Below are 14,892 nucleotides of genomic sequence, written 5' to 3' on the forward strand. Positions count from 1 at the left end.
GAGCGTCGATTGCGGCCGCCCGGTCGCCCTCGCACCTGCGCCTTCATGCCGGGTTGACCGATTTCAGCCGCAACGCATTGCCGAGGACGAAAACGCTCGACATCGCCATGGCCGCTGCCGCGAAAATCGGCGAAAGCAGGATGCCATTCACCGGATAAAGCACGCCGGCTGCGACCGGTATGAGACTGACGTTGTAGGCGAATGCCCAGAACAGATTCTGCTTGATGTTCAGGATCGTCGCCTTGCTGAGCGCGATCGCCTTCGCAACGCCGTTCAAGTCGCCGGACATCAGCACGACGTCGGCGCTTTCTATCGCGATGTCGGTTCCCGTCCCGACGGCGATGCCGACATCCGCTTCGGCGAGAGCCGGCGCATCATTGATGCCGTCGCCGATGAACGCCACCGAGCGGCCGTCCTGTCGAAGCTTTCTGATCGCCTCGACCTTGCCTTCCGGCAAGACCTCGGCGACGACTTCGTCAATGCCGAGCTTTCTGGCGATCGCCTCTGCAGTGCGGCGGTTGTCCCCGGTGATGATCGCCACTTTGAGGCCGAGCTCATGCAGGGACTTGATCGCCTGAGGCGTCGTTTCCTTGACCGGATCCGACACTGCGATGATCGCCGCCAGCCGCCCGTCGATGGCCGCATAGAGCGGCGACTTGCCACTGGCGCCGAGCCGCTCGGCCTCGGTCGAGAAACCGGAAACGTCGATCCCGTTCGTGGCGAGCGCTCGGTCCGCGCCGATCAGCACCTGCCGCCCGGACACCGATCCGCTTACGCCAAAGCCGGGCGTCGCTTCGAAGCCGGCGACCGCGGCCGTCGCGATCCCCTTGGACTTTGCCGCCGACACGATGGCCTCCGCGATCGGATGCTCGGAAAGCGTTTCGAGACTCGCGACGAGGAAGAGCACTTCGTCGGCCTCGAAGCCCTCTGCAGCGACGAGGTCGGTCAGTTCCGGGCGGCCCTTCGTCAAAGTCCCGGTCTTGTCGAGCGCGACCACATCGGCGTCGCGCAGGCTCTGGAGAGCCTCTCCCTTGCGGAACAGGATGCCGAGTTCGGCGGCGCGGCCGGTACCGACCATGATCGAGGTCGGGGTCGCCAGGCCCATCGCACAGGGGCAGGCGATGATCAGGACCGCGACAGCATTCACGAGGGCGAATGAGAGCGCAGGCGAGGGGCCGAAGGCGTACCAGGCGGCAAAAGTCAGCACGGCTGCGAGAATCACGGCCGGAACGAACCATCCGGTAACCCTGTCGACCAGGGCCTGGATCGGCAGCTTCGAGCCTTGGGCGGCTTCGACCAGTTTGATGATCTGCGCAAGCAGCGTGTCATTGCCGACCTTGGTGGCCTTGAAGGTGATGGACCCGGTCTTGTTGATCGTGCCGCCGACCACCGCGCTCTCGGTTGTCTTCTGGATGGGAAGGGGTTCACCGGTGATCATCGACTCGTCGACATAGGAGCTGCCGTCGATAACCATGCCGTCCACGGGGATCTTCTCACCGGGCCTAATGCGGATGACGTCACCGGCCACGACCTCGCTGATTTGCGCCTCGACGAATTCGCCGCCGCGCAGCACGAAAGCCGTTTTCGGCTGCAGGCCGACGAGCCGCTTGATCGCCTGACTCGTGCGACCCTTCGCCCGTGCTTCGAGATAGCGGCCGAGGAGGATCAGGGTGACGATCACGGCAGCGGCCTCGTAGTAGACATTCGCCGTTCCCGAAGGCAGAACGCCGGGGCTGAAGGTCGCCACGACCGAATAACCCCATGCGGCGGTGGTCCCGAGGACGACCAGCGAGTTCATGTCGGGCGTCCAGCGCAGAAGGTTCGGCACGCCCTTCCGGAAGAACCGCAGCCCCGGTCCGAAGAGGACGAACGTGGCGAGTGCAAACTGAAGGTACAGATTGTTTCGCATGCCGATCGTACCCATGATCAGCTCATGGACGCCTGGAATGAAATGTGACCCCATTTCGACCAGGAAAAGCGGAAGGGTCATCAGCGCCGAGATCGTCACGGCGTATCTGAGAGAGCGGAGCTCGGTGGCGCGGTGATCCTCTTCGCCTGCCGAAGCCTCGGCGGCCTTCGTCTTGCGAAGCTCGTATCCGGCACCGCGGACTGCAGCTTCGAGGGCGGACATGTCGACGGTTCCGGAAAGCAGGCGCACGGTCGCCTTCTCCGTCGCAAGGTTAACGGCCGCATCCGCAACGCCGGGGACGGCCTTCAGCGCCTTCTCCACGCGAGAAACACAGGAGGCGCAGGTCATGCCTTCGATCTGGAGTTCCTCGGTGGCGATCCTCGGCGCGTAGCCGGCTTTCTCGATCGCGCGCAGCACCGCAGGCGTGTCCGGCTCTCCATCGAACCGAACCGTTGCCCGTTCCGTCGCCAGGTTGACATTCGCAGAGGCCACGCCCGGCACCGCGGTGATCGCCTCTTCGACGCGTCGGACGCAGGAGGCACACGTCAGGCCCTCAATGCCGAAGTCGGTGGGAATCGGAATCGGTGTGGATTTTTCAATCTTTTTCAGTGCAGTCATCGGAAGGTCCTTTCCAAACTGCACCCTTCATAATCCTTCCAATAATGGGAAGGTCAAGCACCTTTGCGTGTTTTCTTCCCTCCACGGCAAGCAGCAGCGGGAAGTGCGTAGGGTCTTCGGCTCGGAAGGACGCCGTATCAAATACTCGGAGCGGTTCGGTGAAACACCGAACCGCTCCAACCTCCGGCCTTACGGGGCATTCAGATGCCTTGGCCGCAGCAGGCATTGCCAATGGAAGCCTTGTAACCGGCATTCTCAATGGCGGCGACAAAGGCAGCGGGACCAATGTCGGACTCGATCGATGCGATTTTCGCCCGGAGATCAACGGTGACCTTGGCGTTCGGATCGACTGATTTCACCGCCTTTTCGACGGTGCCGGCGCAGTGGCTGCAGGTCATATCGGATATGCTGATATCGTACATGGAACACCCTTGCTTCACGAAACCGCCACAGCATGCATCTTCCAACGATGTCAGGGTCAAGGGAACGCCCGGACTTTATTTTCGGGCGCTACGGCCCGTTCACCGCCACTTCAGCGGTGTTGCCGCTTCCCGCCAGCCGTTGCCCTCCATGCAAGGGTCGGCTGGCCGGCATTCATCTGCGACAGCGGCAAGCCAGCCGGGGTGCTGACATCGAACTTGCGCGCAGCCCTTATCATCCGGGCCGCCCCGAATGGCCGCTGGCTTCATTCGACGACGCAATCGTCAGCCTTCGCGGCGGCTGTCTGCTCGCCTGACTGCTGAGCTTCGGCATCCTGCTGCGACGTGGCGAGGTTCTCGTCTCCTCCGCCCTGTTGGTTAGCCAGAGGCATCGTCTGACCGTCCTTGCTCGCAGCATTGTTCCCGGTTTCCAGCGGGGCTTTGGTTCCGTCCTTTGCTATCCCCGGCTTTTCGGCATTGATGGAGGCGGTGGTGTCCGCCGAAGTACCATCTTTGCAGGCGGCCGTGGCTGTACCGGATGCGAGGCCCGCAATCGAAATTGCTGTAAGGATCGTAGCGAGTACCTTCATTGTAATCTCCTTTATCTCGGAAGCAGATGTGTGAAAACCAATCGGCAGGCCGATCGTTCCATCGCTTGCGCGGACCAGGGATTTAAAGCTCAGGAAGCGTGATCTCACTTCGGACTTGCCGATCCGCGTCAGGTCGGCTACCCATCAATTTGATTATTGTAGGAAGATTGAAATATGGAAGAGCGACAAGCCCGATCGTCCTTCGCCGCCCTGTCGCAGGAGACGCGCCTGGGAATTGTGAGAACACTCGTCGTTGCGGGGCCGGGGGGCATGGCTGCGGGCGCGATAGCAGAAAAGATGGGCGTCTCGCCCTCGAACGTCTCCTTCCACCTGAAGGAACTGGAACGGACCGGATTGATCGCGCAGAGGCGCGAATCACGCTCGATCGTCTACAGCGCCAGCTACGAAACCCTTGCCGATCTTGTGAAGTTCCTGATGGAGGACTGTTGTGTCGGACACGCCAGCGTACGTGCATCCTTGAACGGGCCCAAACCGTGTAGCGTGGCATCCTCCGGGCCGGCCGAAGGCGGGAACGGCTGATATGAAGTCCGGGATCCCCGCAGGCATCGTCGCCGCACTCGGCCTCACCCAGATCATCGGCTATGGCACGCTCTATTACAGCTTCAGCATTCTAGCGCCCGGAATGGCACGCGACCTCGGCCTGACCGTCGAGCAAGTGTTCGGCGTGTTTTCCGCTTCGCTGCTGGTGGGTGGCCTTTCGGCTCCTCTCGTTGGGGGATGGATGGATCGGTTCGGCGCCGCGACGATTATGACTTCCGGCTCGGCCGTCTCCGCTCTGGCTCTTTTGCTGTGCGCCTGGTCTCCCTCGACGGCCGTGTTCGGCATTGCCATAGTCCTCCTGGAAGTGGCCTCCGGCATGGTGCAATATCAGGCGGCCTTTGCGGCACTTGTGGAAATTCGCCCCAAGGCGGCTTCACGCAGCATCACCTATCTGACGTTGATCGGAGGCTTCGCTTCGACGATCTTCTGGCCGATTGCCGCAACCCTTGGAGAGTTTCTCTCGTGGCGCGAAATCTACATCGCTTATGCGGCGTTGAACCTGCTCGTCTGCCTCCCGCTGCATCGCTGGATCATGCGAAGCCGGACGTCTGCAGCGATCGAATCTGCCGGCCTGGACCGGGAAGCGATTGCCGGCGCGCTTCCGGCACAGGCCAGACGGCGTGGCATGCTTCTCGTATCGTTAGCCTTTGCCCTACAGGGATTCACACTTTCCGCGATACTGACGCATATGGTTCCGATGCTGGGAACGATCGGCTTCGGTGCGGCAGCCGTGATGATCGGCTCGCTCTTCGGACCGTCGCAGGTTCTGAGCAGGCTCATCAACATGACGTTCGGCGCAAACTTGCTGCCGCCCATGCTCGCGACCCTGTCCGCCACGCTCATCGTAGCGGGTGTCGTCATCCTCGGTCTTTCCGGAACCTGGCTGCCCGGGGCTGTGGTCTTCGCGATCTGTCTCGGTCTCGGATCGGGCATCAACAGCATTGCGCAGGGATCGCTTCCGCTCTGGCTTTTCGGATCGGCCGGTTACGGTGCGATAACGGGAAGAATGGCCGCCGCACGGCTGGCGGCGGGCGCGATGGCACCCTTTGTCTTCTCCGTCCTGATGGAACGTTTCGGCACTGATGTCGCCTTGTTGGCCAATGCCGGCCTCGGCGCGGTCGGCATGGGCGCCTTCGTGGCGGTGGCATCGGCCGCCAAGCGTCGGCCGGATGCTCTCACTCTTTGACGCTGCGTTGCCTCAGCCGGGTTCGGAGTCGACTGAGGTTCAGTCGGTGAATTCGGCGACCACCCCCGGCTTGACCATCGCCGCCAGTTCCTCGGCGTCCCAGTTCGTCAGACGAACGCACCCGTGTGACTGGGCTTTATCGATCAAGGACGGTTCGGGCGTGCCGTGGATTCCATAGGTGGGCTCCGTCAGATCGATCCAGACGGTTCCCACCGGATTGTTGGGGCCTTTGGGAAGGGTCAAGGGCTTGTTGTTGTCGCCCTGCTTGAAGTTGACATCGGGGTCGTATTCGTAAGGGGGCATTCGCGCGACCCCCTTTACCTTGTGGATGCCCGTGGGGGAGGGGGTCCCTTCGCTGCCGATGGAGGCGGGATAGGCAGCGAGCGGTGAACCATCTTCGGCGAATGCCAGAACTTGCCCCGTTCGTTTGCGCACTTCTATCCTTTTGACCGCGCCTTCCTTCGCGGCGCCGGGCTTTGCAACCCAGACCGTCTCCCCGACGGTAAACGACGCACCTGGATTCAGCGCCTTCAGAAGGTCGACGTCCATGTGAAACCGTTCGGACAACCTCTCCTCGACGCTCGTATAGCCGAGGTGATCCATCTTGGCCTGCTTGGAATAGTCGTCGGGAATCTCATCGACGAGATCCTTGGCATCCTCTTTCGTGATGACATAGGACTGGATGACAGGCTGATCCTGCGAAAGCCGGCTGACGACTTCAGGGTCCAGCCTTCCATCGACGGGAAGACGTTGCATGGCCTCGAATCCCGCAACGGCCTTGGTTACATTCTCGCCGTAGTAGCCGTCGATTACCCCGGGAGAGGCCCCCGCGCGATCCAAGAGGATCTGGAGATGGACGATGGCGGGATCCGGGTCAGGCGGCTCTTTCGGCGGCCTTTCCGGCGCGATCCCGGCAATCGGCGCGTTGTTGACGGCTTCCGGCTGAAGGTCTTCAGCGCTGGCGGTGGAATGGAGGCCCAATGACAGGGCGGCTGCGACAAGGATGATGTTCTTCATGAACATCAAATGGCCAGCCGGCCCGACTTGTTCCGCCCGCTGATTTCCTTGCCCTTGGCAGTGGATGCGGCGTGCGTCTCGCACGCCGCACGGGCACAAGGCCGTCAGAGCGCCGCTTTGATCTTCTCGGCGGCTTCAGGCGAGACCCACTTCGACCACATGTCTTCGTTCTCTTCGAGGAAGCGCTTCGCACCTTCTTCACCGCTGGCCTGATTGTCGGTCATCCAGGCCATGAGCTGGCTGACGGTATCGTTGCTCCAGGAGCGCTTGGTCAGATAGTCCATGACCTCGGGACCGACCCGCTCGGAGAAGGGCTTGGCAACCAGCGTCACGATCGTGTCGACCGGCCATGCATTCGGCTTGGGGTCGGAGCAATCCGCTACTGTGTTGCAGCGCTTCCATTCGGCCGCGTCATGGGGCACGCCGGGGTCCAGCTTGACCATCTTGTATTTGCCGAGCAGGGCGGTAGGAGACCAGTAATAGGTAAGAAGACCCTCCTTGCGTTCATAGGCCTTGGCGATAGCCCCGTCCAGGCCGGCAGCAGAGCCGGTGTCGACCAGGGTGAAGCCCGCCTTCTCGCCGTCGAACGCGCTGAAAAGCTGCGTCGTCACCACCGTGCCGCCCCAGCCTTGCGGTCCGTTCAGGATCGCGCCCTTGCTGGGATCCTCGGGGGCCGGAAAGAGCTCGGGGTGCTTCAGCGCGTCGCCTATCGTCTTGATGTCGGGGTGTGCGTCGGCGAGGTATTGGGGGATCCACCATCCCTGGACGCCGCCGTCGGGCAGCGGTGAGCCGACTGTGATGATACGACCGTCGTCCTGGCCCTTCTTGACGACATCGGGCAGGAGGTCGATCCACGCCTCCGGCGCGATATCGGGCTGGCCCTTTTCGGCCATGGAGGTGATCGTCGGCACGGTGTCGCCGATCGTGATCTCGGCACTGCAGCCGTAGCCTTCATTGAGAATGAACTTGTCCAGGTTGGAGAGGACCTCGGCACTCTGCCAGTTCATGCTGGCAATGGTGACGCTCCCGCACTCGGCGGCATTCGACGCCGATGCTCCTACGATGAGGCCAAGCATCAGACATGTCGACGCAAGCAGCTTTCTCATTACACTGTTCCCTCTTCTTTTTTTGCGGCGTCTTATCGGAAGAGCAGGGTGCCGCGTCTGCCCGCTCCTGCCTCGCTCGTTCTTTATCGCCCTCTATCGCTATCCGGAGTAGCCGTGCCGGGCGAAGAAGCGATCAAGCTCTCTCTGCTCCGGAGCTTGTCCGGTGAAGATCTCCACATATTCCGGAATGCGCTTCATCCGCACGGATACGTCTTCCTTCGTCTGCATCGAGATGTAGCCGATCTGCACGAGATAAATCGTGCGCGCACGCACATCGGCCCGCGCCTCGCCATGCCCGAACCGCAGGAACATGCGCGTGAGCGCGTCGAGTCGCTGCTGATCGGCGCTTTGGACTTCCGCAAGAATTTCAGGCGACTGCAGGGCCCAGCTTCGCACCGCGAACTCGAACTGAGAATCGAAGAGACCGCCATCAAGCCAGCAGTCGAAAACGTTGAGCATCGCTTCGGCAATCGTCTCGGCATAGGCCTCGGACTGTCTTACCAGATTGCCCGTGTTCTTTTCGCGCCAGCGCGAGACGAGCCTGTCGAGCAGTTCCTCGCGGTCCTTGAAAAACCAGTAAAAGCTCGTCCGCGACAGATTGAGCTTCTTCGCAAGCGGCTGGATCTTCACCGCATCAATGCCGGCATCGAGCAGGGATTCGTAGGCTGCTCCAAGCCAGACATCCGGGGAACCGCGCCAGCCGCTGTCGCTCGTGATGTGCTCCATCGTCGCTATTTAGCAGATCGACGGGTACCCCCGCAAGAAAAATGTACATCAGTGTCTCCGACCCTGACTTCAATGCCTGTTTTGTTGACACATGTGTACATTTTCCCTTACGCTGCCGCCACGTCCAAGCCGGAGCCCCGCAAATGCCGAACGATCCCCTCCTTCAACCGTACCAGCTGAAGCACCTGACGCTGCGCAACCGCATCATCGTAACGGCGCACGAGCCGGCCTATCCGGAGGACGGCATGCCGAAGGAGCGCTATCGCGCCTATACGGTGGAGCGCGCGCGGGGCGGCGTGGCGATGACGATGACCGCCGGTTCGGCGGCCGTCTCGAAGGACAGCCCGCCGGTCTTCAACAATCTGCTTGCCTACAAGGACGAGATCGTGCCGTGGATCCGGGAGATGACCGACGCCGTGCACGAGGAGGGGGCGGCGATCATGATCCAGCTCACTCATCTCGGCCGGCGCACGCGGTGGGACAAGGGAGACTGGCTCCCGGTCGTCGCTCCCTCGCATCATCGCGAAGCGGCGCATCGCGCCTTTCCCAAGAAGATCGAAGACTGGGACATCGACAGGATAATCAAGGATTTTGCCGATGCGGCCGAGCGCATGAAGGCCGGCGGTATGGACGGCGTCGAACTTGAGGCCTACGGTCACCTCATCGACCAGTTCGCCTCGCCATTGACGAACGAACTCGATGGTCCTTACGGCGGCTCGCTCGACAACCGCATGCGCTTCTGTTTCGACGTTCTGAAGGCGATCCGGGCACGTGTCGGAGACGAGTTCATCCTGGGCGTGCGATACACGGCCGATGAATGCCTTCCCGGGGGGACGGACAAGGCGGAAGGTCTTGAGATCTCGAAACGTCTCAAGGGAAGCGGACTTATCGACTACCTGAACATCATTCGCGGCCATATCGATACCGACCCCGGACTGACGGATGTGATCCCTATTCAGGGCATGGCCAATTCGCCGCATCTGGACTTCGCCGGCGAGATCCGCGCAGCGACGAATTTCCCGACCTTCCATGCAGCGAAAATCCCCGACGTCGCGACCGCGCGCCACGCGATTGCGTCCGGCAAGGTCGACATGGTCGGGATGACCCGCGCCCACATGACCGACCCGCACATCGTCCGCAAGATCATCGAGAAGCGGGAGGACGACATTCGCCCCTGCGTAGGCGCGAACTACTGTCTGGACCGCATCTACCAGGGGGGCGCCGCCTATTGCATCCACAATGCTGCGACCGGACGCGAGCTGACGATGCCGCACAGCATCGCGAAGGCACACTGTCGCAGGAAAGTGGTCGTCGTCGGGACAGGACCGGCCGGTCTCGAGGCGGCACGCGTGGCGGGGGAGCGTGGCCACCAGGTGGTTGTGTTCGAGGCGGCAAGCGACCCCGGCGGCCAGGTCCGCCTGACTGCGCAGAGCCCGCGCCGGCGGGAAATGATCAGCATCATCGACTGGCGCATGAGCCAGTGCGAAAAACTCGGCGTCACCTTCCATTTCAATACCTGGGCGGAAGCGGAGACCATTCAGGCGGAAAATCCTGACGTCGTCATCATCGCCACCGGGGGGCTTCCGCATACGGAGGTGCTGTCGAGGGGCAACGAGCTGGTCGTGTCGGCGTGGGACATTATTTCCGGCGATGTGAAGCCGGGCACCAACGTCCTGATCTTCGATGACGCCGGCGACCACGCCGCTCTGCAGGCCGCTGAATTTCTCGCCAATGCCGGCGCAAGGGTCGAGATCATGACGCCCGACCGCTCCTTCGCGCCGGAGGTCATGGCGATGAACCTCGTGCCTTACATGCGTTCCCTGCAGAAGCTCGATGTGACCCTTACCGTCACCTACCGTCTGGAAGCGGTCGAAAAAAGCGGCAATCAACTGGTCGCCCATGTCGGCAGCGACTACGGGGGTATCTCCAAACAGCGGACCTTCGACCAGGTGGTCGTCAATCACGGAACCATCCCGCTCGACGATCTGTACTTCGAGCTGAAGCCCTCCTCCAGCAATCTGGGCGAGATCGCGCACGACCAGCTGATCGCCGGGGAACCGCAATCGGTCGTCCGCAACGCCGAGGGCAAGTTCCAGCTCTTCCGGATCGGCGATGCGGTCGCGGCGCGCAACACCCACGCCGCGATCTACGACGCCCTCCGCCTTCTCAAGGATATCTGACGCCACGCAGATCCACCGGCGTGTTCCCACCTTGAGGCGGGGACTGGAATCTCTCCTTTTCCTCGTCTCTGTGCTCGTCACAGAGATGAGAGCAGCGCCGCGTCCGCGGCGCGGGAAGCGTTCTTTCAGCCCAAGGACTTTGGTCTGGCTGGATTCCTGTGACAAGCACAGGAATGAGGAAACCAAACAAGCCGCGGCGGCTGTTCCAAATCTCAATAGGCCTTGGCGCGGGAGACGCAAGTGCCCTTTCAACGCCGGAAATCAGTGAATGTTGAATTCGCCATCCACCTGCCGCCACTCGTTCGGGCCGATCAACCGTTTGTGGGTGAACCGCACGGAGTGGAGCGGCCCGTCCAGATTGGTCTGCCAGAAATCGAGGAACTTTCGCATCTGGGGAAATTCCGGTGCGACGTCGTAATCCTGCCAGACATAGGTCTGCAGGACGGATTCGAAATCGGGAATGCGGTAGAGGATATGCGCGGTCGTGAGACCGTAACCGTTGAGCTGGCGCTCGAGATCCGATGAAAATCGCATACTTCATCTCCGTTACATATCATTGGCCGGCTCCCGGCCGATCTTGCGAGGCCCCGGCATGACCTTAACGTCACAGCGAAATTCAGGTTCCTTTCCAGTCTGTTAGCAGCCGCGTCGAAGCGCTGCTGATTTTTTTGCAGGGACCTCTTGAAATCCATTTTTTGCCCAACCAGATCAACCCGCGCGAAGTGCTCGAACGAGGCTTCGCACCCGTCCGGATTGGTCATCCGGTCCGGGATGGGGAACAAGATCATCAATGTTTGTCCATGGAGGAAAACATGGCGTTTCGACCGCTTCATGATCGTATTCTCGTCCGCCGCGTCGAGTCCGAAGAGAAGACCAAAGGCGGCATCATTATCCCCGACACTGCCAAGGAAAAGCCCCAGGAAGGCGAAGTCATCGCTGTAGGTCCTGGCGCGCGCAGCGAACAGGGTCAGATCCAGCCGCTCGACGTCAAGGTGGGCGACCGCATCCTGTTCGGCAAGTGGTCCGGCACCGAGATCAAGATAGACGGCGAAGATCTGCTGATCATGAAGGAAAGCGATGTCATGGGAATCATCGAGGCCCAGGCCGCCGAGAAGATAGCCGCCTGAAAATGCGAAGATACAGTCAACAAGCTGCCTATTGAGGAGTGAAGAAATGGCTGCGAAGGAAGTCAAATTTCAGACCGACGCACGCGAGCGCATGCTGCGTGGTGTCGATGTGCTGGCCAATGCCGTAAAGGTAACCCTCGGCCCGAAGGGCCGTAACGTCGTCATCGACAAGTCGTTCGGTGCGCCGCGGATCACCAAGGACGGCGTCTCCGTCGCCAAGGAAATCGAACTCGAGGACAAGTTCGAGAATATGGGCGCGCAGATGCTGCGCGAAGTCGCATCCAAGACCAACGACCTTGCCGGGGACGGAACGACGACTGCAACCGTGCTCGCACAGGCAATTGTCCGGGAAGGTGCCAAGGCCGTCGCCTCCGGCATGAACCCGATGGACCTGAAGCGCGGCATCGATCTCGCAGTCGATGCGGTCGTGAAGGAATTGAAGAACAACGCCAGGAAGATCTCCAAGAATTCCGAGATCGCCCAGGTCGGCACCATTTCCGCCAACGGCGACACTGAGATCGGACGCTACCTCGCCGAGGCCATGGAAAAGGTCGGCAATGAAGGGGTGATCACGGTCGAGGAGGCCAAGACGGCCGAGACTGAACTCGAGGTCGTCGAGGGCATGCAGTTCGACCGCGGCTATCTCTCGCCCTATTTCATTACCAATCAGGACAAGATGCGCGTGGAACTGGAGGATCCCTATATCCTCATCCACGAAAAGAAGCTTTCCAACCTGCAGGCCATGCTGCCGGTGCTCGAAGCCGTCGTCCAGTCCGGCAAACCGCTCCTTATCATCGCCGAGGATGTGGAAGGCGAGGCGCTCGCCACCCTCGTGGTCAACAAGCTGCGCGGCGGCCTTAAGGTTGCGGCCGTCAAGGCGCCCGGCTTCGGCGACCGCCGCAAGGCCATGCTGGAAGACATCGCCATCCTGACCGGCGGCACCGTCGTCTCGGAAGACCTCGGCATCAAGCTTGAAAGCGTCACGCTAAACATGCTCGGCCGGGCCAAGAAAGTCTCGATCGAAAAGGAGAACACCACCATCGTCGACGGTGCGGGTTCGAAGACCGAGATCGAGGGCCGTACCACGCAGATCCGCGCCCAGATCGAGGAAACGACCTCCGACTACGATCGCGAGAAGCTGCAGGAGCGCCTTGCCAAGCTCGCCGGCGGCGTCGCGGTGATCCGCGTAGGCGGCTCTACCGAAGTCGAGGTGAAGGAAAAGAAGGACCGCGTCGACGACGCCTTGCATGCGACGCGGGCGGCAGTCGAGGAAGGGATCCTGCCCGGCGGTGGCGTCGCATTGCTGCGGGCGGTCAAGGCTCTCGACGGCCTTAAGACCGCCAACAACGATCAGCGCGTCGGGGTCGATCTCGTGCGCCGCGCTATCGAAGCCCCCGTCCGCCAGATTGCGGAAAACGCCGGAGCCGAGGGCTCTATCATCGTCGGCAAGCTGCGCGAGAAGGCGGAGTTCTCCTATGGCTGGAATGCCCAGACCAACGAATATGGCGATCTCTATGCCATGGGCGTCATCGACCCGGCCAAGGTCGTCCGCACCGCGCTTCAGGACGCAGCGTCGGTCGCCGGTCTTCTCGTTACGACCGAAGCCATGATCGCAGAAAAGCCCAAGAAGGAAGCCGCACCGGCGCTTCCGGCGGGGGGCGGCATGGACTTCTAAGCGATCGGTCAGGCCCGCCCTTGCCCTCGGGGGCGGGCCTCCCTTCCGGGTGGAAAACATACTTTTCCTCATACCGCTCGAACGTATCGGAGAACTGCAATCTCTCCTCTTCATCATCTCTGTGCTTGTCACGGAGATGAGAGCCGCGCCAACGTCTGCGGCGCGGGAAGCGTTCTTTCGGCCCAGGGTCGCCCCGATCTAGTCCTGGTTCCGGAACGCCGCCTCTCCGGCGTCCGACACCTCGACCCACTTCTTGTCCGGCTCGGCGTCTTTGACGTAGCTGTCGTGCCAGTTCCACCACTTGTAGGTCGGGGTCTGCGGATAGCCCTCGGGCGAATCCTCCCAGACTTCCTGCCGGCCGAGCGGCGTGATGTCGAGGTAATTCCACGTGCTGCCCATCTGCTCGTCGCCGCGATTGTTGATGAAGTAGGTACGGAAAACGCGGTCACCGTCGCGATAGAACACGTTCGTGCCGTGCCACTCGTCCACCCCGAAATCGGCGTCGAAGCTGTCTGTCACCGTAAACCACGGGATCTGCCATCCCATGCTCGCCTTCAGTCGGGCGATATCCGCCTGGGGCGCCCGCGAGACGAAAACGAGAGTTGTGTCACGGGCGTTCAGGTGGGCGAGGTGCGCCACCTGATCGGCCACCATGGAGCAGCCTCTGCAGGCGTGGTCGGGCCAGCCGAAAACGCCCGGTTCAAAGAAGGCGCGGTAGACGATCAGCTGACGGCGACCGTCGAACAGGTCGACGAGGCTGACCTTCCCCGCGGGGCCTTCGAACGCATATTCCTTCTCTACAGCCATCCATGGCATCCGCCGGCGCTCGGCGGCCAGCGCGTCTCGCGCCCGGGTCAGTGCCTTTTCCTTGACGAGGAGCTGCTCGCGCGCAGCCTCCCAGGCCTGCGGCGGGACGACGGGTGGCGTGTGCATCGGTTTCGTCATGGCTCGGCACCTCCAGTTTGTGCGCTTTGGCAATCTGTACGCATTGGCGCCTCTTGAAGGCGCGATCCCGACCGCGCCATCGCCTGGCCGTCGGGCTCGAAGTAGTTTGGCACCGGAACGCCGATGGTGGGAGTAACAAGTGTGGCGCCATTCCATCGGAGCTGCTGGCGGCCGCGTGGCATTCCGACATATCGCGTGAGATCCCCTGGACATGTCGATCGAGCGGGACTGACCTAGATTACGTTGGTGCATTGGAAGAACGTGGCCGCGAATGATCGTATTCCTGGATTTCGAAGCATCGTCTCTGAACAAGAAAAGCTTCCCCATAGAGGTCGCCTGGGTCTTCCAGGACGGCTGCTCGCGTTCCTATCTGATACGGCCGGCTCCGGATTGGATCGACTGGGACGACGAAGCCGAGGAAGTCCATGGCATATCGAGGGAACTGCTTCGGGCGGAGGGGCTCCCTGTCGCGTTCATCGCCGAAGAAATGATCCGTGAGCTTGCCGGACACCAGCTCTATGCCAGCGCACCCTCCTGGGACGGCAAATGGCTGAGCGTGCTGTTGAGAGCCGCCGGGCTGCCAAGGCACGCTCTACGGCTGAAAAGGTCCGACGAGGCCTTCCTCGATGCGGCACGGCGCAAGATGGGCGAGAGGTTTTCGGATAGGGAGATATCGGACCTGGTCCTCGGCGTCATCGGCGCAACCGGACCGTCGCCCGTCCATAGAGCGCTTCCCGATGCGCGCCTCGAGCTGGATCGATTGAGGCTGGTCGCCGAGGCGGCGGCGGAGCGTGCCGGATCGGTGTAGCTCGTGCTCGCGTCCTCCAGTTTAT

At 61.7% G+C, this 14,892-nt stretch carries 14 protein-coding genes; 6 read left to right on the forward strand and 8 right to left on the reverse strand.

Translation table 11 applies throughout. From position 1 onward, the window contains the following. Positions 1–43: 43 nt before the first annotated feature. The 3 genes from N0Q91_RS30180 to N0Q91_RS30190 all read right to left on the reverse strand — a co-directional run bounded on the left by N0Q91_RS30180 (position 44) and on the right by N0Q91_RS30190 (position 3,536). The gene (locus N0Q91_RS30180; protein WP_275599089.1) at positions 44–2,527 is read right to left on the reverse strand and encodes a heavy metal translocating P-type ATPase; all 2,484 of its coding nucleotides are present in this window, start codon (positions 2,525–2,527) and stop codon (positions 44–46) included. Positions 2,528–2,727: 200 nt separating this feature from the next. After that, positions 2,728–2,949, reverse strand: coding sequence for a heavy-metal-associated domain-containing protein (locus N0Q91_RS30185; protein ID WP_275599764.1), 222 nt, complete (start codon positions 2,947–2,949; stop codon positions 2,728–2,730). A 263-nt stretch (positions 2,950–3,212) separates the two neighbouring features. Further along, entirely contained in the window at positions 3,213–3,536 is a 324-nt protein-coding gene (locus N0Q91_RS30190) for a hypothetical protein (RefSeq protein ID WP_018099156.1), read from the reverse strand. Positions 3,537–3,710: 174 nt separating this feature from the next. On the opposite strand from N0Q91_RS30190, the gene N0Q91_RS30195 reads away from it, so the two are divergent. After that, positions 3,711–4,076 carry an ArsR/SmtB family transcription factor gene (locus tag N0Q91_RS30195; protein ID WP_100670321.1) on the forward strand — a complete coding sequence of 122 codons (366 nt, stop codon included), beginning with the start codon at positions 3,711–3,713 and terminating at the stop codon, positions 4,074–4,076. A 1-nt stretch (position 4,077) separates the two neighbouring features. Then, the gene (gene arsK / locus N0Q91_RS30200) at positions 4,078–5,283 is read left to right on the forward strand and encodes an arsenite efflux MFS transporter ArsK (RefSeq protein ID WP_275599091.1); all 1,206 of its coding nucleotides are present in this window, start codon (positions 4,078–4,080) and stop codon (positions 5,281–5,283) included. A gap of 39 nt (positions 5,284–5,322) precedes the next feature. On the opposite strand, the gene N0Q91_RS30205 is transcribed toward arsK, so the two are convergent. From N0Q91_RS30205 to N0Q91_RS30215, 3 genes are all read right to left on the reverse strand, one after another. Then, positions 5,323–6,306, reverse strand: a complete 984-nt coding sequence (locus tag N0Q91_RS30205; RefSeq protein WP_275599092.1) for a L,D-transpeptidase family protein — start codon at positions 6,304–6,306, stop codon at positions 5,323–5,325. 98 nt (positions 6,307–6,404) lie between these two features. After that, entirely contained in the window at positions 6,405–7,406 is a 1,002-nt protein-coding gene (locus N0Q91_RS30210; protein ID WP_275599093.1) for an ABC transporter substrate-binding protein, read from the reverse strand. A 99-nt stretch (positions 7,407–7,505) separates the two neighbouring features. After that, positions 7,506–8,132 carry a TetR/AcrR family transcriptional regulator gene (locus N0Q91_RS30215; protein ID WP_018099161.1) on the reverse strand — a complete coding sequence of 209 codons (627 nt, stop codon included), beginning with the start codon at positions 8,130–8,132 and terminating at the stop codon, positions 7,506–7,508. Between the two features lie 143 nt (positions 8,133–8,275). Here N0Q91_RS30215 and N0Q91_RS30220 point away from each other — a divergent pair, with 143 nt between their 5' ends. Next, entirely contained in the window at positions 8,276–10,312 is a 2,037-nt protein-coding gene (locus tag N0Q91_RS30220; RefSeq protein ID WP_275599094.1) for an NADH:flavin oxidoreductase, read from the forward strand. A gap of 261 nt (positions 10,313–10,573) precedes the next feature. On the opposite strand, the gene N0Q91_RS30225 is transcribed toward N0Q91_RS30220, so the two are convergent. Continuing rightward, a complete protein-coding gene (locus N0Q91_RS30225; RefSeq protein WP_018099163.1) occupies positions 10,574–10,846 on the reverse strand; it encodes an usg protein in 273 nt (90 codons plus the stop codon). 278 nt (positions 10,847–11,124) lie between these two features. Here N0Q91_RS30225 and groES point away from each other — a divergent pair, with 278 nt between their 5' ends. Together groES and groL are read left to right on the forward strand one after the other, a co-directional pair. Further along, a complete protein-coding gene (groES, locus tag N0Q91_RS30230; protein WP_026169069.1) occupies positions 11,125–11,439 on the forward strand; it encodes a co-chaperone GroES in 315 nt (104 codons plus the stop codon). Between the two features lie 46 nt (positions 11,440–11,485). Next, complete coding sequence (gene groL / locus N0Q91_RS30235) at positions 11,486–13,114, forward strand: chaperonin GroEL (protein WP_275599095.1); 1,629 nt, start codon at positions 11,486–11,488, stop codon at positions 13,112–13,114. A gap of 198 nt (positions 13,115–13,312) precedes the next feature. On the opposite strand, the gene N0Q91_RS30240 is transcribed toward groL, so the two are convergent. Continuing rightward, entirely contained in the window at positions 13,313–14,059 is a 747-nt protein-coding gene (locus tag N0Q91_RS30240) for a DUF899 domain-containing protein (protein WP_018099166.1), read from the reverse strand. A 271-nt stretch (positions 14,060–14,330) separates the two neighbouring features. On the opposite strand from N0Q91_RS30240, the gene N0Q91_RS30245 reads away from it, so the two are divergent. Next, positions 14,331–14,867, forward strand: a complete 537-nt coding sequence (locus N0Q91_RS30245; protein WP_275599096.1) for a 3'-5' exonuclease — start codon at positions 14,331–14,333, stop codon at positions 14,865–14,867. Positions 14,868–14,892 lie beyond the last annotated feature (25 nt).

This window comes from Sinorhizobium prairiense, from assembly GCF_029201645.2.
Classification (GTDB): Bacteria; Pseudomonadota; Alphaproteobacteria; order Rhizobiales; family Rhizobiaceae; genus Sinorhizobium; species Sinorhizobium meliloti_A.